Source organism: Bacteroides celer, from assembly GCF_002632415.2.
GTDB lineage: Bacteria > Bacteroidota > Bacteroidia > Bacteroidales > Bacteroidaceae > Bacteroides.
Genome location: NZ_CP178209.1, coordinates 2,302,881 through 2,321,016 on the forward strand (window position 1 = coordinate 2,302,881; position 18,136 = coordinate 2,321,016).

Annotated in this window: 14 protein-coding genes; 3 read left to right on the forward strand and 11 right to left on the reverse strand. The window is 42.5% G+C overall.

Translation table 11 applies throughout. The annotated features are described in order from the left end of the window. Positions 1–119: 119 nt before the first annotated feature. Genes CJF29_RS08885 through CJF29_RS08910 form a run of 6 tightly spaced genes read right to left on the reverse strand, consistent with a single transcriptional unit; the run spans position 120 to position 7,552 of the window. On the reverse strand, positions 120–1,715 hold the full coding sequence (locus tag CJF29_RS08885) for a xylulokinase (RefSeq protein WP_099146728.1): 1,596 nt from the start codon (positions 1,713–1,715) through the stop codon (positions 120–122). A 22-nt stretch (positions 1,716–1,737) separates the two neighbouring features. After that, positions 1,738–3,267: an L-arabinose isomerase gene (araA, locus tag CJF29_RS08890; RefSeq protein WP_099146738.1), complete on the reverse strand. Its 1,530-nt coding sequence runs from the start codon at positions 3,265–3,267 to the stop codon at positions 1,738–1,740. A 35-nt stretch (positions 3,268–3,302) separates the two neighbouring features. Continuing rightward, complete coding sequence (locus CJF29_RS08895) at positions 3,303–3,986, reverse strand: L-ribulose-5-phosphate 4-epimerase (protein WP_074556460.1); 684 nt, start codon at positions 3,984–3,986, stop codon at positions 3,303–3,305. Positions 3,987–3,991: 5 nt separating this feature from the next. After that, positions 3,992–4,669 carry an NUDIX hydrolase gene (locus CJF29_RS08900; RefSeq protein ID WP_099146727.1) on the reverse strand — a complete coding sequence of 226 codons (678 nt, stop codon included), beginning with the start codon at positions 4,667–4,669 and terminating at the stop codon, positions 3,992–3,994. A gap of 23 nt (positions 4,670–4,692) precedes the next feature. Next, positions 4,693–6,387 carry a sodium:solute symporter gene (locus CJF29_RS08905; protein WP_074556462.1) on the reverse strand — a complete coding sequence of 565 codons (1,695 nt, stop codon included), beginning with the start codon at positions 6,385–6,387 and terminating at the stop codon, positions 4,693–4,695. A gap of 25 nt (positions 6,388–6,412) precedes the next feature. Further along, on the reverse strand, positions 6,413–7,552 hold the full coding sequence (locus CJF29_RS08910; RefSeq protein ID WP_099146726.1) for an aldose epimerase family protein: 1,140 nt from the start codon (positions 7,550–7,552) through the stop codon (positions 6,413–6,415). Positions 7,553–7,927: 375 nt separating this feature from the next. On the opposite strand from CJF29_RS08910, the gene CJF29_RS08915 reads away from it, so the two are divergent. After that, the gene (locus CJF29_RS08915; RefSeq protein ID WP_008648244.1) at positions 7,928–9,910 is read left to right on the forward strand and encodes an alpha-L-arabinofuranosidase C-terminal domain-containing protein; all 1,983 of its coding nucleotides are present in this window, start codon (positions 7,928–7,930) and stop codon (positions 9,908–9,910) included. 115 nt (positions 9,911–10,025) lie between these two features. Here CJF29_RS08915 and CJF29_RS08920 read toward each other — a convergent pair whose 3' ends face one another. From CJF29_RS08920 to CJF29_RS08940, 5 genes are all read right to left on the reverse strand, one after another. Then, positions 10,026–10,706 carry an RloB family protein gene (locus CJF29_RS08920; protein ID WP_099146725.1) on the reverse strand — a complete coding sequence of 227 codons (681 nt, stop codon included), beginning with the start codon at positions 10,704–10,706 and terminating at the stop codon, positions 10,026–10,028. Positions 10,707–10,712: 6 nt separating this feature from the next. Next, positions 10,713–11,864, reverse strand: coding sequence for an AAA family ATPase (locus tag CJF29_RS08925; protein WP_229092151.1), 1,152 nt, complete (start codon positions 11,862–11,864; stop codon positions 10,713–10,715). Between the two features lie 258 nt (positions 11,865–12,122). Further along, positions 12,123–13,277, reverse strand: coding sequence for a galactokinase (gene galK / locus CJF29_RS08930; RefSeq protein WP_008648242.1), 1,155 nt, complete (start codon positions 13,275–13,277; stop codon positions 12,123–12,125). 51 nt (positions 13,278–13,328) lie between these two features. Beyond that, a complete protein-coding gene (locus tag CJF29_RS08935) occupies positions 13,329–14,639 on the reverse strand; it encodes an MFS transporter (RefSeq protein ID WP_099146723.1) in 1,311 nt (436 codons plus the stop codon). Positions 14,640–14,690: 51 nt separating this feature from the next. After that, positions 14,691–15,788 (reverse strand): aldose epimerase family protein, encoded by a 1,098-nt coding sequence (locus tag CJF29_RS08940; RefSeq protein WP_004307294.1) that lies wholly within the window; start codon positions 15,786–15,788, stop codon positions 14,691–14,693. Between the two features lie 259 nt (positions 15,789–16,047). On the opposite strand from CJF29_RS08940, the gene CJF29_RS08945 reads away from it, so the two are divergent. Both CJF29_RS08945 and CJF29_RS08950 read left to right on the forward strand, forming a co-directional pair. Further along, a complete protein-coding gene (locus CJF29_RS08945) occupies positions 16,048–17,019 on the forward strand; it encodes a type I phosphomannose isomerase catalytic subunit (RefSeq protein WP_004309166.1) in 972 nt (323 codons plus the stop codon). A 136-nt stretch (positions 17,020–17,155) separates the two neighbouring features. Beyond that, positions 17,156–18,121, forward strand: coding sequence for a tyrosine-type DNA invertase cluster 3b (locus tag CJF29_RS08950; RefSeq protein ID WP_099146722.1), 966 nt, complete (start codon positions 17,156–17,158; stop codon positions 18,119–18,121). Positions 18,122–18,136 lie beyond the last annotated feature (15 nt).

Consider the following 18,136-nt stretch of genomic DNA (forward strand, 5'->3'; position numbering starts at 1 on the left):
TCTCCAAAAGAGGAGAGGGGTGGAGATAATTAATGTTAATACTTAGTTAGAATTGGCTCTTGATAAACAGCGATTTATCGGCAATCTCTGATGAACAACAATGGATTGCCGACTGTCAATTATTTAAATTTGACTGCTGCCTCTTCGATAGGCAATCCTGCCTTGTAATTTTCGATGTATGCATTGAAGCCGGCTACATCTTCGGGCGTAGGTGATACCTCGATACCCGCGTCACCGACAAATACGCTTTCATCCAGAAAATCGGCAAGAGATTGTTTCTTTTCATTGTTCACGAGGTAAGAACCTAACAGGGCAATACCCCAGGCACCACCTTCACCGGCTGTTTCCATCACGGAAATAGGCGAGTTGATGGCTGCAGCAAGTATTCTTTGGCCTACTCCCTTTGTTCTGAATAATCCTCCGTGACCAGTAATTCTGTCCACTTTGATTTTTTCTTCGTTGAACAGGATGTCGTTACCAATCTTGAGTACTCCTACCGAAGCATACAAGTGAGTCCGCATAAAGTTTGCCAGGTTGAACTTGTCATTTGCCGAACGTACAAACAACGGTCTTCCGTCCGCAAGTCCTGTTACAGGTTCGCCTGAAATATAGTTGTATGAAAGGAGACCTCCGCAATCTGTGTCACCGGTAAGTGCGATATTGTAGAGTTTACTATAGATTTCATCCATATCTACAGGTATGCCCAGAAGCTCCTGGTATTCCTTGAACAAGTTAACCCATGCGTTGAGATCAGAAGTGCAGTTGTTGCAATGCACCATGGCTACGAGGCTTCCGTCAGGAGTTGTGACCATGTCGATCATTTCGTATGGCTTGGACAAGTCTTTCTCCAATACAATCATTGAGAATGAAGAGGTACCTGCGGATACATTTCCGGTACGTTGTTTGACTGCGTTAGTCGCAACCATTCCGGTACCTGCGTCTCCTTCCGGCGGACAAACCGGTATTCCTGCCTTCAAATGACCCGATGCATCGAGTTTTTTACTTCCTTCCGGAGTGAGGACACCGGCATTTTCACCAGCTGACAATACTTTAGGCAGAATATCTTCTAGTTTCCAGTTATATTCTTTCGGAGCAATCAGCTTATCGAACTTAGCCACCATTTCGGCAGAATAGTTGTTAGTAGTCGGATCTATAGGAAGCATACCCGATGCATCACCTATTCCCAACACCTTTTTGCCTGTGATCTGCCAATGCACATAACCTGCCAGAGTGGTCAAGAAGTCAATCTCATTCACATGTGCTTCGTTGTCCAAAATAGCCTGATACAAGTGGGAAATGCTCCAACGTAGAGGGATATTATAGACAAATAGTTCGGACAAAATAGCCGCTGCGCGGCCTGTATTGGTGTTTCTCCAAGTGCGGAAAGGCACGAGGATTTCTTCTTTTTTGTTGAATGGCATATAACCATGCATCATGGCGCTGACACCGATGGCAGCCAGAGTCTCGATCTCTATGTCGTATGCATTCTTTACGTTAGTACGAAGATCGGCATAGCAATCTTGCAGCCCTGACCAGATGGCTTCAATGCTATACGTCCAAAGTCCGTCAACTAACTGGTTTTCCCAAGTGTGGCTACCTTGAGCAATAGGCTTGTTTTCCTGGTCAATCAAGACAGCTTTTATTCGTGTTGAACCGAGTTCTATGCCAAGAATAGCTTTACCTGCCTCGATGGTTGATTTTGCATCTAATTTCATGTTGAAATCAATATTTTAAGGTTTAGCAAAGTGCTTTATTCAACATGTAATAAACTTCGTTCATGCGCAATTCTTTCTTGAAGCAGCTGATCGTAGTATCCTTGTTGATATGTACCATTTCGATACCTGCGATTTCAGCATAATCTTCCCAATATTCTGCTGTCAGGTCGTAAGAGAAGCAAGAGTGGTGAGTTCCACCAGCCAGAATCCATGCACCTGCACCTACTTCAAGGTTTGGCATCGGAATCCAGAGAGCAGAAGCAACCGGCAACTTAGGCAGCGGTTTCGGCTCGATACATTCTACGTCGTTCACGATCAGGCGGAAACGGTTACCCATATCTACAACAGTAGCAGTACAGCCTGTACCTACTTTTGAAGTGAAGACCAGACGTGCAGTCTGACTCTTGCGGATACCTATACCGAGGAAGTGTACTTCCAGGCGAGGTTTGTTGGCTGCGATAAGCGGACAGATTTCCAACATGTGTGACTGAAGGATAGAGCTGTTTGCACCATCGAAGTTCAGTGTGTAATCTTCCAGGAATGAACAGCCTTTAGGGAGACCTTGATTCATCACCCATACAGTACGGTAAAGAGCAGCCGATTTCCAGTCACCTTCAGCACCGAATCCATAACCTTCCGCCATCAGACGTTGTGAAGCAAGACCCGGGATTTGATCGAAACCATTGTATTCAATGTCGCCCAAATCGTCGAAGTTGGTAGTAAATCCTTTGGCACCTTTTGCTTTCAGGATAGCACGCATAGCCAGTTCAGCCTTGGCAGCATTCCATACTTTCTGGTAAGCTTCAGTTGATTTATCTTCCAGAGAAGCATCGTGATCGTATTCCTTGAAGTAAGTAGCTACCAATGCATCTACCTCTTCATTTTTGATATCCTTGTGATATTCCATCAATTCGCTTACCGGACAGTAATCTACGTGGTAACCCATACGTTGTTCAGCTTCCACTTTATCACCATCGGTTACAGCTACGTTGTTCATCTGATCGCCGAAACGGATAATCAGCATATCCTGTGAATCTGCCCAACCGGCACAAACACGCATCCAAACGGCAATCTTATGCAAAGTCTCTTCCTCTTTCCAGTAACCTACCACTACTTTACGACGGATACGCATACGGGTGCAGATATGTCCGAATTCGCGGTCACCGTGAGCAGACTGGTTCAGGTTCATGAAATCCATGTCCATTGTATCCCAAGGAATTTCCTTGTTGAATTGAGTATGCAGGTGCAACAAAGGCTTCTTCAACTGTTGCAAGCCGTGAATCCACATTTTAGCAGGAGAGAACGTATGCATCCAAGTGATAACACCGACACACTTTTCGTCATTATTGGCTGCTTTGAAAACAGCTTCCACTTCTTTAGAAGAATTAGCTGTTCCTTTGTATACCACCTTTACAGGAAGTTTACCGGATTCGTTCAATCCGTTAACCATTTCATTAGAGTGTGCGTCTACTGCGATTACTGCGTCACCTCCGTACAAAAGCTGTGCTCCTGTTACGAACCATACTTCATATTGATCAAATACGTTATTCATCATGTTATAGTTTAAATTTATAATTTTTAATTGTTTTACTGTCCATAATAAGCATTCGGACCATGCTTGCGGCTGAAATGTTTTTCTATCAGCAGCGGATTCATTGTTAAATTGGGATTCACCGCATAAGCGATACTTGCCATTTTAGCTACCTGTTCCATAACCACAGCATTGTGTACGGCGTCGTATGCGTCTTTTCCCCAAGAGAAAGGACCATGATTTTTCACCAATACTCCCGGTGTATGTACAGGGTTCAAGCCTTCAAAACGTTTCACTATCACATTACCGGTTTCCAGCTCGTAAGCACCTTTCACTTCCGCTTCCGTCATATCCGCTGTGCAGGGAATGGCATCATGGAAGTAATCTGCATGAGTGGTTCCGATATTCGGAATGTCACATCCGGCTTGTGCCCAGGCTGTAGCATAGGTAGAGTGCGTATGTACCACTCCTCCGATTTCCGGAAATGCTTTGTAAAGCACTACGTGAGTAGGGGTGTCTGAAGATGGCTTCAGCCGTCCTTCAACGACCTTGCCATCCAGATCCACTACTACCATATCTTCGGCTTTCATGTCATCATAACTTACACCACTGGGTTTGATTACTACCAATCCGCTTTCACGGTCAATGGCAGAAACATTTCCCCAGGTAAAGATGACTAATCCATGCTTTACCAATTCGAGATTGGCATGAAATACTTTTTCTTTTAGTTCTTCCAGCATAATGATTAGATTTTAAATTTCGGGTCTTTGCGGTAAGCCTTGCCGTTGAACTTATACAAGGCAGCGCCGCGTTTAGAACTTAGTTTATCAATTTTATCAGTTTTCTCTATATAATCCATTTCAGCCACTCTTTTACGGAAGTTCCGTTTATCCATCGTCTCACCATAAATGGCCTCATATAGACTTTGCAGTTGAGTCAACGTAAAGAGTTTCGGAAGCAGATTGAATCCGATAGGTTCCACGGACGCTTTCTGTTTCATCAGTTCCTGTGCCTTCTCCACCATTTCAGGATGGTCGAAAATAAGTGGGGGAAGCTCGTTTATTTTCACCCAGTGAGCATTGTGTTTCCGAACCAGATTCAGATCATATTTATTGATGTTGATTAACGCGTAATAAGCCACAGAGATTACCCGTTCACCCGGATCGCGGTCAATCGCTCCGAAGGTTCCCACCTGTTCCATATAAACGTTTTCCAGTCCGGTGAGCTCATGCAATACACGTTTGGCGGCATCGTCCACACTTTCATCTTTCTGCACGAATCCTCCCATCAGAGACCATTCACCCATTGCCGGCTCAAAGTTTCTCTTCAACAGGAGCAGGCTGATTTCCCCTTCGGAGAAACCGAAGATGATACAGTCGATGCCGACATAGAAAGTCGGATTTGAGCTATAATAACTGTTCATTGTTGTCGTAGTGAATTATTTAATTACCAGAAATACCAGTAGAAAGCGGCTGTAATAGACAGGATTATTACAGTATGAATAATATCCCAGTGATTCCAGCTTGCACGTGTAGCGGCTTTTTGTTCCTTAGTAGCCGTACCGAATACTAGTCCCTGAATCTTTTCTGCAGTCGGAGCTTCTGTTGCCAGACTGACTACGATTACTACAATAATACAGAACAGGAACATCCATCCACAGAAGAATAACCAGTTCATGTCATAGAACAAATATTTGAATGTAGAATCAGCTACTTCACCTGCGTTGCTATAATATACTTTTGCGCCGAGGCGGGTCAACCCGATTACCATGCCGGAGATCAATCCCCACATACCACCCTGGGCGGAAGTACGTTTCCAGCAGATCCCCAGTAAGAAAGCGGCAGCGATACCTGGTGCCAATACAGACTGAACATCCTGCAAGTAAGTATAAAGTACATCACCTACACTACGCATGATAGGAATCCAAAGAATACCTAAAACAACGATTACAATTGTTGCAATCTGACCGATACCCACCAGCTTCTTTTCCGGAGTTTCCGGTTTGAAACGTTTGTAAAAGTCGATAGTAAACAACATGGCTGATGAGTTAAACAGAGATGCAAGGGAACTCATCAAAGCGGCAAGAATACCACATACTACCAAACCTTTCACGCCCGCAGGAAGTAATTTGGCTACTAATGTCGGGAAGGCGGCATCAGCATTTGCTGTTCCGTTAGCCAGCATCGGTAAGAAACCTTCACCACCGGCACCGATATATTTTTGATGTAATGCAAATGCAATCATACCAGGAATCAAGAAAAGGAATACGGGTAGCAGTTTCAGATAAGCACCGAAAATAGTACCACGACGAGCTTCCATTTCATTTTTACCTGAAAGTACACGTTGTACGATGAACTGGTCGGTACACCAGTACCAGAAACCGATAATAGCCGAACCGATCAAAGCACCCAACCAAGGGAAGTTTGCATCATCGTTGCTACGAATCAGGTTAGTCATTGTATCACCGTAATCATTTACAGTAACAGCGCCGCAGACTCTCATCATTTCGTCCCATCCACCTAATTCTTTGAAACCGAGCACTAGAATTATTAATGATCCTAGCAGTAGGATAGGGGTTTGAAGAACAGAAGTGTAAAGAACTGATTTCATACCACCGAAGATAGTATAAAGCGCAGTTAACACTACCAGACCGATAGCTGCAATCCAGAAGAAATCAATTCCCCAAAGCTCTTTGATACCGAATACTTGTTGGAATACGAGGCCACCGGCATAAACAGTTACGGCTACTTTGGTCAATACATAACTTACAAGAGAAATAACAGATAAAATAGTACGTGATTGAGGATTATAACGACGCTCCAGGAATTCCGGCATTGTATATACCATGCTTCGTGTATAGAAAGGAACGAATACCCATCCCAAAATCAAGATCATCCATCCCTGGATTTCCCAGTGTGCCATAGCCATACCACTGGATGCTCCGGCTCCTGCCAGTCCGATCAAATGTTCCGAACCAATGTTTGATGCAAAGATAGAGGCACCGATTGCAAGCCATGTTGCGTCGCGTCCACCCAAAAAATAATCCGCCGAGTCATTTTGTTTTTGTCTGACTACCCAAACAATAATACCGATCAGAGCCAGAAAAAAGACTCCGATTACTAGCCAATCTAATGCTTCCACAATAAATATGATTTATAAGTTAATATTATTTCTCTACAGAGAATTTGAAAATACATTCGCTATTATAAGTTTGTCCCGGTTCCAGTACAACAGAAGGCCAGTCTGCCTTGTTGGGGCTATCTGGATAGTGTTGTGTTTCCAGGCAGACAGAAGCACGTTGGTTGTAAACGATACCTTTCTTTCCGGTTACGGTTCCATCAAGGAAGTTTCCTGTGTAAACCTGTACACCCGGTTCGTTGGTATATACTTCCAGAGTGATGCCGCTTTCAGGTGAAGTTAGTTTGGCTGCTACTTGAGAAAGATCTCCCTTAGTGTTGAGCACCCAGTTGTGGTCATACCCTTTTCCGTTCTTCAGTTGAACGAAATCATAATTGTTGATCTCTTTACCTACCGCTTTCGGAGTGATGAAGTCCATCGGAGTGTCTTTTACCGGAGCGATTTCGCCTGTAGTCATAAAAGTACTGTCTACCGGAGTATAATAGTCTGCGTTCACATACAGTATGTTGTCAGTTGAAGCTTTTGACGGATCACCAGCCAGGTTGAAGTAAGAATGGTTGGTCATATTGATGATCGTCTTTTTATCGGTAGTTGCGCTATATTTGATGTCGATAGCGTTGTCTTCAGTTAGTTTATAGGTCACTTTAGCTGTTACATTCCCCGGGAAGTTTTCGTCTCCGTCCGGTGAGACAAGTGTCAGTTCCAACGTTGTCGGATCAATCAGATTAGCTTCATAAACTTTGTATTGCCAACCTTTCGGACCTCCGTGCAGGCAGTGCCCGAAATTGTTTTGCGGCAGTTGGATGGTATCACCGTCCAATGCGAAACGTCCCTGGTTGATACGGTTTGCATAGCGTCCGATAGAAGCACCAAAGTCGCTGGGTACATTAATATAGTCAGCAATGCTGTCAAAACCTAAAACTACATCCTGCATCTTACCGTTCTTGTCGGGTACCATGACAGACACGATACGTCCTCCGAAGTTAGTGATGCATACTTCCATACCTGCCTTGTTCTTTAAGGTATAAAGAGCTGTTTGGGCATTGTTCACTTCTGTTTGAAATTTTACCGGGTCGAGACCGGACAAGGTCAGCTCGGAAGCCGGCTTGTTATTGCACGCAGCCAGCATCAGCGCGGCAAATCCTGCAAGTAGAAAATGTTTTTTCATGGTTTTATTTTTAATGTAAATGAGATGCTTATCTTATTTTGGGTGTAAAAGTAACACTTTCGTTTGGTGTATCAAATACACTCTTATATGTTGTGCAGCATAAATGGTGTATTTTATGATTTTCCATACACCTTATTATATATAAATGTACGCTTTCCATCCGTTTGTTTTTCATATAATAGAGCGTGCAAATAGGTGCTTTTTAATCTGGTTTCGTATTATAAATATCAGATGCGGATGGAAAATTGTGCAAATGAATGGAATTTGATCCTTTTTGACCGATAAACACCTATTAATGATAAATTTGGGTACGGAGAAAATAGAGAATCTGATTATCTTTGCATTTTAACTATATATAATTTTTTATTGAGAACCATGAGAAGATACGCAAATTTATTGGCAGTATTAGCCTTGTCTACTAACCTTGCCCTTCATGCGCAAACCAATGAGTTGGTGATACAGACGAAGAAGCTGGGTGCAGAAATCCAACCTACTATGTATGGACTCTTTTTTGAGGACATCAACTACGCTGCCGACGGCGGACTTTATGCCGAACTGGTGAAGAATCGTTCCTTTGAGTTTCCACAACACCTGATGGGATGGAAAACGTATGGAAAAGTGTCATTAATGAACGATGGTCCTTTTGAGCGTAATCCGCATTATGTGCGCCTTTCCGACCCCGGACACGCACATAAGCATACCGGATTGGATAACGAAGGTTTCTTCGGCATCGGTGTCAAGAAGGGAGAGGAGTATCGTTTCTCTGTTTGGGCGCGTTTGCCGCAAGGAAGTACGAAAGAAACATTGAGAATCGAACTTGTAGATACCCAATCAATGGGCGAACGTCAGGCACTTGTTGCAGGGAATCTTACGATTGATTCTAAGGACTGGAAAAAATACCAGATGATCTTGAAGCCCGGCAGTACTCATCCGAAATCCGTACTCCGTATTTTCCTTACCTCCAAAGGAACAGTAGATTTGGAGCACGTCTCCCTTTTTCCGGTTGATACCTGGAAAGGACATGAAAATGGGCTTCGTAAAGATTTAGCACAAGCATTGGCGGATATTCATCCCGGAGTCTTCCGCTTTCCCGGTGGTTGCATCGTAGAAGGTACCGACTTGGAAACTCGTTACGACTGGAAAAAATCAGTTGGCCCGGTAGAAAACCGTCCCTTAAATGAAAATCGTTGGCAGTATACTTTTACTCATCGATTCTTCCCTGATTATTATCAAAGCTATGGATTGGGATTCTACGAATATTTCCTGCTGTCTGAAGAAATGGGTGCGGCACCTCTGCCGATTCTGAATTGCGGACTTTCCTGCCAATATCAGAATAATGATCCGAAAGCTCACGTAGCAGTTTGTGATTTGGATAACTATATTCAGGATGCACTCGACCTGATTGAGTTTGCTAATGGAGACGTGAATACTACGTGGGGAAAAGTACGTGCCGATATGGGACATCCTGCTCCGTTTAATCTGAAGTTTATCGGTATCGGTAACGAACAATGGGGGAAAGAATATCCCGAACGTCTCGAACCGTTTATCAAAGCCATTCGTAAAGCTCACCCGGAAATCAAAATAGTAGGTAGCTCCGGTCCGAATTCCGAAGGAAAAGATTTTGATTATCTGTGGCCTGAAATGAAACGCCTGAAAGTTGATTTGGTGGACGAACATTTCTATCGTCCTGAAAGCTGGTTTCTGGCTCAAGGCGCCCGCTATGACAACTACGACCGTAAAGGTCCGAAAGTATTTGCCGGTGAATATGCCTGCCATGGAAAAGGAAAGAAATGGAATCATTACCATGCTGCTTTGCTAGAGGCTGCTTTTATGACCGGATTGGAACGTAATGCTGACATCGTTCACATGGCTACCTATGCTCCGCTTTTCGCTCATGTGGAAGGATGGCAATGGCGTCCTGATATGATTTGGTTCGATAACCTGAACTCTGTGCGTACCACTAGCTATTATGTACAACAACTGTATGCGCAGAATAAAGGAACAAATGTGCTTCCCCTTACCATGAATAAGAAAAATGTAACGGGAGCCGAAGGGCAGAACGGACTCTTTGCCAGTGCTGTTTACGATAAGGATAAGAATGAACTGATTGTAAAGGTTGCCAATACCTCCGCCACAGCTCAACCGATTTCCTTGAATTTTGAAGGATTGAAGAAACAAGATGTACTGTCTAATGGTCGTTGTATCAAACTTCGTTCGCTTGATTTGGATAAGGATAATACACTTGAACAACCTTTTGCCATCGTTCCGCAGGAAACTCCGGTATCTATTGAAGGCAACGTGTTTACTACCGAACTGGAACCCACTACGTTCGCGGTATATAAATTCACGAAGAAATAAGTAGAACTAATTAGATGTTATTGGATCAATAGGTTTTAGATTTTTGTTAATTGTAAAAAGTAAGGGCGGCTCCCATCACGGAAGCCGCCCTTCTTGATATATAGTTAAGTTATGATTATAATAACTTTTCAGGATGAGTTAGCTCTTCTACTAGCTCATATACAGTAGTACAAGGCTTGTGAGCCGCATAATCTGTTCCCGAAAATGATTCTCTTAAGCGTTGAGCGTGTTTGATGGCTAATGATTCATCTCCTGTACGTTGTAATATGTCGAAAGTTTCCGGTGATTTCTTTTTATATCGGTAGTTTGAATCATTTGTTCTATTTTGGATTTCCCTTTCTATTTTCTCAATGTATTGAGAACGGGATATGCCGCTATCCAAATATTGAAAATGTAGATAATACCAAAGTTCAAATGACTCATTAGACCATGCACAAAGAATATGATTCTTTTTTGCAAGCTGTATTGCATCATTGAAATCATTAAAGTCATCCTTGTCAAAAACAGCCCATACCCTGTCAAACTCTTTATTGGATTTATCACGAATAGCCACGGTCTCTTTGATAAGACTGACTGTCCCCTGACCCTTGCCTTCGATTGTGACTTCACGAATGTCCGAATAACGGTCTTTGATTAAAGCCCTGAAATAGTTAGGTTCAGTTCTTTCACCTTCACATACGATAAGGAAACTAACAGATACATTGCGTACTGCTACTTTTCTTTTTTTATCCAGTTTAGCCTGTCTTTGTTCTTTTTTTATTTCCTCAAACCGATGTTTCGGCAGCAGTCTACTCATAGTATGTTAGTCTTTAATATATGGAATTGCGCCATAACGTCCGTTGATATAATCCTTTTCAAAGTTACGGTCTTTTCGAATCTTGTTTCCTTCCGGTTCTCTGAATTCAGCTAATGAGTAGAGGTCGGTAGCTTCCGAATGATCTTTTTCCGTAAACCAAATCTGATCCCTACGGAATGTTTTAACATTCAGTAAATTAGTGTCGTGGGTGGCGAATATTAATTGGGCACCCTTGGGATTCGTTTCGGGGTTGTTAAAAAGTTTAATAATATGTTGAGTTAGCAGTGGGTGAAGCTTCGAATCGAGTTCGTCTACAACTAGTGAATCTCCGAACGCTAATTGACTAATAACTAAGGCTGCTAAATCAAATAGTTTGTTGGTTCCTGATGATTCATGCTCTTTCATAGAAAAACGGGTTTCTCCAATGATTTCTCCCTGTTCATTATATAAATTATGTATGGTGTATGCTTTGATTTCTTTTGCCAATTTTTCATCTTCGGGAAGTTCAAATCTGTTAAATCCTGCATTCATAGAGTTTAAGAAGTCTTGAATTTCTTGTTTGAAGCTAAGATTTGGATTTTTATTGTTACACATATCATTTGTAAATCCAGACCAAGATTCATGGTTAATGCCTGATATTACTAAAAAACTATCAATTTTGTGAATAATTTTTCTTGCAACTTCACCATTAAAAGAATCAATTGTCGATAAAAATAGTCCATTGTCACGTACCTTTTCTTCTAAACCTTTACCTTCATTATAATCGTCAGCTATTCCGATTCCTTCTTCCGTACGAATAAATAGGCATTTTTCCTTTTTCGCTTTTCCCTCTTTTGTATATAACCATTCTTCATAAACCTTCAGATTGTCTGCAGTAAAACCATACGTATATGTTTGGTTATCTATCAGTAATTCCATTTCAAAAAATGATGGTTCTTTGGCTGTTTCTTGGTTTAATAAGAAAGGAGTAATACCTAATTTATCTGTCGAATTCAATTTAGAAGAAGAATTTACGATGTCTCTAAACTTACCAATTGCCTTCAATAAATTACTTTTTCCACTTGAGTTAGCTCCATAAATAACAGCTGATGGAAGTAGTCTATATCCTTCTTTTTCTATAACAGATTCATTCAATTCCTTAATAGCGGTAGCTTCCATGCTCAAAACCTTTTTGTCTTTGAACGAACGATAGTTGCCTACTGTAAAATTGATTATCATATTGTTTTTATATTAAGTTGTCTATTCTATAGAACATGGCAAAGATACGAATAGTTTTAGATAATTCTCTTAAAATGAGAAATTTTCTCATTTTAAGAGAATGGGGTTGAGGTTGTGTGTTATTATGCCGTGTAAAAAGTAAGGGCGGCTTCCATCACGGAAGCCGCCCTTCTTAATTATTTAATAACGAATAAATTCTTATTCCAGTCTACGAGAACCGTCACCGATTACTACGTCATACACTTTCGGGCTTCTGCCGAATTTAGCTTTGAAAGCAGCTTTTGTTTTTTCAACGAAGTTGTCATACAACTCATCTTTAACAAGGTTGATTGTACAACCGCCGAATCCGCCACCCATCACGCGTGAACCGGTCACACCGTATTCTTTAGCGCAGTCATTCAGGAAGTCGAGTTCTTCGCAGCTTACTTCGTACAGCTTGCTCATACCATGATGAGTTTCGTACATCTTCTTACCTACAGTTTCGTAATCATCCTTTTCCAATGCCTCGCAAACGTCGAGTACACGTTGGATTTCTTCGATTACATATTCTGCACGCATATAGTCTTCAGCGCTGATATCAGCTTTTGCTTCTTCCAGCATAGCCATTGTACAGTCGCGCAGGAATTCTACGTGCGGATGTTTTTTCTGGATAGCGGCAACAGCAGCTTCACAGCTTTGGCGACGCTTGTTGTAAGCAGAAGAAGCCAATTCGTGTTTCACCACTGAATCCATCAGAACCAGGCGATAACCTTCCGGATGGAATGGGAAATACTGATACTCCAGTGAACGGCAATCCAGACGGATCAAGCTGCCTGCTTTACCGAATACGGAAGCAAACTGGTCCATAATACCGCAGTTCACACCACAATAGTTATGTTCTGTAGCCTGACCCACTTTAGCCAATTCAAACTTATCTATCTTGTTTTCACCGAACAGCTCGTTCAATGCGAAGGCATATGTACTTTCCAAAGCGGCAGAAGAAGACATACCTGCACCCAGAGGCACATCACCTGCGAAAGCAGTATTGAATCCCTTCACGTCAACGCCACGTTTGATCATTTCACGGCATACACCGAAAATATATCTTGCCCAGCTGGCACGTGGAGCATCCTCTTCGTTCAGACCAAATTCTACATAGTCTTTCAAGTCGATAGAGTAAGCTCTAACCTTGTCAGTACCGTTCGGTTTGATTTCAGCAATCATCCCTTTATCTACCGCTCCCGGAAAAACGAATCCACCGTTGTAGTCAGTGTGTTCGCCGATCAGGTTGATACGGCCCGGAGAAGCATATAGAAAGCCGGTAGTTCCGTCAAAGTGTTTAATGAATCGACTTCTTACGTATTCTGTATCCATGATATTTATATTTTAAAGGTGAATAAATTGAATTCTATTCTATGTGATTGTTTATTCCACAGGAATATCCTTATTTACATTCTTGCAACCTACCAGACCGTAGAACAACAGGTAAGCCAAAGCGGCGATAATAACCCAATAGCTAGGCATGAAACCAGCGATATCGGCTACTAATCCCTGAATTACAGGTAAGATACCTCCACCACATACCAGTACCATAAACAGACCGGAAGCAGCAGCCAGATATTTACCTAAACCTTCTACAGCAAGGTTGAAAATACCACCCCACATGATAGAAGTACATAAGCCCACTAATACCAGATACATGGCATTGATAGGAACTTCTGCAAATCCGAATGACAAACTACCGGTAGCGCTTTGTTGAAGTACAGGTAGATCAACCATTGTTTCTGTAGATGAGAAGATGGCAAGGAATACCAGAATCAAACCTAAAGCAGAAGTAAATGTAAGCATAGCCTTACTGGAGATTTTAGCACCAAGAGAAGCACCTGTCAAGCGTCCGATCAACATCAGGAACCAGTATGTTCCTACTACGAATCCCGAGATTGTAGAAGCGATACCTGCTCCACCTTTTTCTACAGGGTCTGTCAAGAATAAATTCAAAGTTCCCGGTACACCCACTTCAATACCTACATATACAAAGATTGCAATAGCTCCCAGGACGAAATGACGGAACTTCAAAGCACCTTTCATCAATTTACCGATAGGTTCTGTTGCGGCAGCGGCGTTAGGCTCTGGTATGCGTACAAACAAAAGCACGAAGAATGCGAAAGCGAACACAGCCATAGCGGTGTACATCACAGGGAATATTTGAGAAATAGTAGCTTTTTCGATAGATCCGGCGATAAGGATACCTACAAACATCGGAGTAATGGTAGCCATTACAGAGTTGAAAGAGCCACCTACCTGGATAAGCTGATTACCTTTGTTACCTTCGCCACCAAGTTTGTTCAGCATCGGGTTCACAACAGTGTTAAGCAAACACATAGAGAAACCTGCTACGAATGCACCGATCAAATAAACAGCGAAAGCCATTTCCGGGCTTGAATGGCCGGATAAGAACTGGATACCTACGCCTATGAAACCGATAGCTACTGCGATAAGTGCTGTTTTCTTATAGCCCACGCGTTGCAACAGGATACCGCTCGGAATACCCATTACTGCATAAGCAATAAAGTTTCCGAAATTTCCCAGCATACCTAACGCGTTTGATACGTCGAACTGGTTTTTCAACACGATACCCATAGGAGCAGCGAGGTTGGTAACAAATGAAATCATACCGAAAAGGAAAATCATCGTAATGATTGCAATGATTTTACCGTTCTTTTTTTCTTGTGTCATGGTTCAATAAAAATGTTAGTTTATAAAATTAGGTTAGTTATTTTTCAAGTCTTATTCTTCTACCGTAAATTTGTAGACAGTGATCTGTTGGTATTCATCACCCGGCAGCAAGGTAGCCGATGGGAAATGAGGTTTGTTCGGAGTATCCGGGAAACACTGTGCTTCAAAGCAGATAGCGCTTCTGGCAGGGAATGTAGCTCCGTGTGCACCTTCAAATCCGTTGAGCCAGTTGCCCGTATAGAGTTGTACACCCGCTTCGGTGGTATATACTTCCATGATACGTCCGCTTTCCGGGTCCTTGCAAGTGGCAGCCAGGTCGAGCGAACCGCTTTCCATCTTGTTCAGTACATAACAGTGGTCATATCCTGCACCGAAAATCAGTTGCTGGAATTTGTCGTCGATACGTTCGCCTACAGTGTGCGGAGCACGGAAATCCATCGGAGTACCCTCTACTTTGGCAATTTCACCGGTAGGGATAGAAACTTCGTCGATAGGCGTATAGAAATCAGCGTTGATCGTAACGATGTGGTTGTTAACGGTAGGAGTAGGGTTGGAAATACCGGCGAGGTTGAAGAAACCGTGGTTAGTCAAGTTAACGACTGTAGCTTTGTCGGTGGTAGCGCGGTATTCGATAGTCAGTGCATTTACTTCATTTTCCAGGCGGTAAGTCATTTCCACTTCCAGATTGCCGGGGAATCCCTCTTCGCCGTCAGCAGAAACATAGTTGAATTGCACTGTGCTCTCATCAATCTGGACAGCATCCCAAACACGGGCGTGGAAACCGGTAGGTCCACCATGCAGAGAGTTAGGTCCGTTGTTAATCGTGAGTTCATGTTCTTCGCCGAACAAGGTGAATTTTCCTTTCGCGATACGGTTGCCGTAGCGTCCGATAGTAGTGCTTAGGAAAGGTTCCGGGCTGTTGATGACGTGGTCGATGCTGTCGTGTCCGAGGATTACATTAGCATACTTACCGTTTTTGTCCGGTACCATGATAGAAAGAATGGCGCATCCGTAATTGGTTACAGCTACTTCCATTCCCTTTGTGTTTTTGAGGATAAATAAATCAGTTTTCTTATCATTTATATCCTTTTGGAAATCTTTCCGGCTGAGCCCTGATAGATTCCCTTCTGTTGGGAATGTGTTATTCATGTCTGGTATTATTAAAAATTTCCTGCAAATAAAGGGAAATTCTTTCTTACTCACAAATTATTCCGACTAAATATGACAGGTGCTTTAGGAAAGTTTAGCTTTATTACTTCATCTTCTTTGGATGCAAGGACAAAAGATGATTTCTTAAATGAATTTTCATCCTCCTTTTCTTAAAAACTGAACTATTTTTTGTATGTTTGTTCCCGGATTGTAACAATCCGAGCGAATTTAATCTAAGTTTATAACAAGAAAAACAAAAATGTATCCATTAAAATTCGAACCTATTCTGAAGCAGACGCTTTGGGGGGGCGACAAAATTATTCCGTTCAAACATTTGAATTCAGACTTGAAAGGAGTAGGAGAAAGCTGGGAGATTTCCGGTGTTGAGAACAATGAATCCGTAGTGGCTAATGGCCCGGATAAAGGTTTAACCTTAGCCGATATGGTAAGAAAGTATCGTGAGGAACTGGTTGGTGAAGCGAATTATGCTCGTTTCGGCAACAAATTTCCGCTACTCATTAAGTTCATCGACGCCAAACAGGATTTGTCAATCCAGGTACACCCAACAGATGAGTTGGCGAAGAAACGCCACAATTCGATGGGAAAAACCGAGATGTGGTATGTGGTAGATGCCGACAAAGGAGCTAAATTGCGTTCAGGATTCTCTGAACAGATTACCCCGAAAGAATATAAAGAACGCGTGTTGAACAATACGATTACCGACGTATTGCAGGAATATGAAATTCATCCGGGTGATGTATTCTTCCTTCCTGCCGGACGTGTGCACAGCATCGGGGCAGGTTCTTTCATCGCCGAGATTCAGCAAACTTCTGATATAACTTATCGTATCTACGATTTCAACCGTAAAGATGCGAATGGTAAAACCCGCGAACTTCACACCGATTTAGCCCGTGAAGCCATCAACTACGAAGTGTTGGATGACTATCGTACTAAATACGAACCACTGAAGGACGAACCGGTAGAACTGGTTGCCTGCACCTACTTCACGACTTCTCTGTATGATATGACTGAAGAAATCAGTTGTGACTATTCCGAACTCGATTCATTCGTGATCTTTATCTGTATGGAAGGATCATGTACAATGAGAGACAATGAAGGTAATGAACTGACTGTTAGTGCAGGAGAATCTATCCTGTTGCCTGCTACCACGCAAGATGTCACTATCACTCCCGAAGGAGGAAGTGTGAAATTGCTGGAAACATACGTATAGTGGTATCCCGCATATCGTTTAAGTCATCCGGCTTTGATCCATTGTAAGGATGGGCAAAGCCGGATGTTTTTTATAGAATGATTCGTTCTTTTGCCGTTTGCCAAATGGCATAATATATAAAATAACTAATGATGTAATGAGAAACAAAAAAGGATTTAGCCGGTGTGCGGAATTCTACATCGGCCGTTTACGAAAGGAGGGACGCTATTCTACGGCGCATGTCTACAAGAATGCTCTCTTTTCTTTCGGTAAGTTTTGTGGCACGTTCAATGTGTCGTTCAGACAAATCACCCGTGAGAGTTTACGGCGTTATAGTCAGTATCTTTACGAGTGTGGCTTGAAACCCAACACGATTTCTACGTATATGCGTATGCTTCGTAGTATCTACAATCGGGGAGTGGAGGCGGGTGGCGCGCCTTATGTGCCACGATTATTTCATGATGTTTATACCGGGGTGGATGTTCGTCAGAAAAAGGCTTTGCCTGCTGTCGAATTGCATAAGCTTTTGTATGAAGATCCCAAGTCGGAGCGTTTACGCCGTACGCAGGCTATTGCTGCCCTGATGTTTCAGTTTTGTGGAATGTCATTTGCCGATTTAGCCCATCTGGAGAAGTCGGCCTTGAATCAGAATGTGTTGCGATACAATCGTATTAAAACCAAAACTCCGATGAGCGTGGAAGTACTTGATACTGCAAAGGAAATGATTAATCAGCTCCGTAACAGGGGAGATTCTCATCCCGATTGTCCGGATTATCTGTTTGACATTCTTAGCGGCGATCGGAAACGTCAGGATGAAAGAGGTTACCGGGAGTATCAGTCAGCTCTCCGCCGATTCAACAATCGTTTGAAAGATCTGGCAAGAGCCTTACGTCTGCAATCTCCTGTCACTTCCTACACGCTTCGCCATTCCTGGGCAACGACAGCGAAGTATCGGGGAGTACCAATTGAAATGATTAGTGAATCATTGGGCCATAAATCTATTAAAACCACACAAATCTATTTAAAAGGCTTTGGGCTTAAAGAACGTACGGAGGTAAATAAAGGGAATTTATCTTACGTTAGAAACTGCTGTGTAGGCAGGGATAAGAGTATAAAGTTTTGATAATCAGAGCTGGTG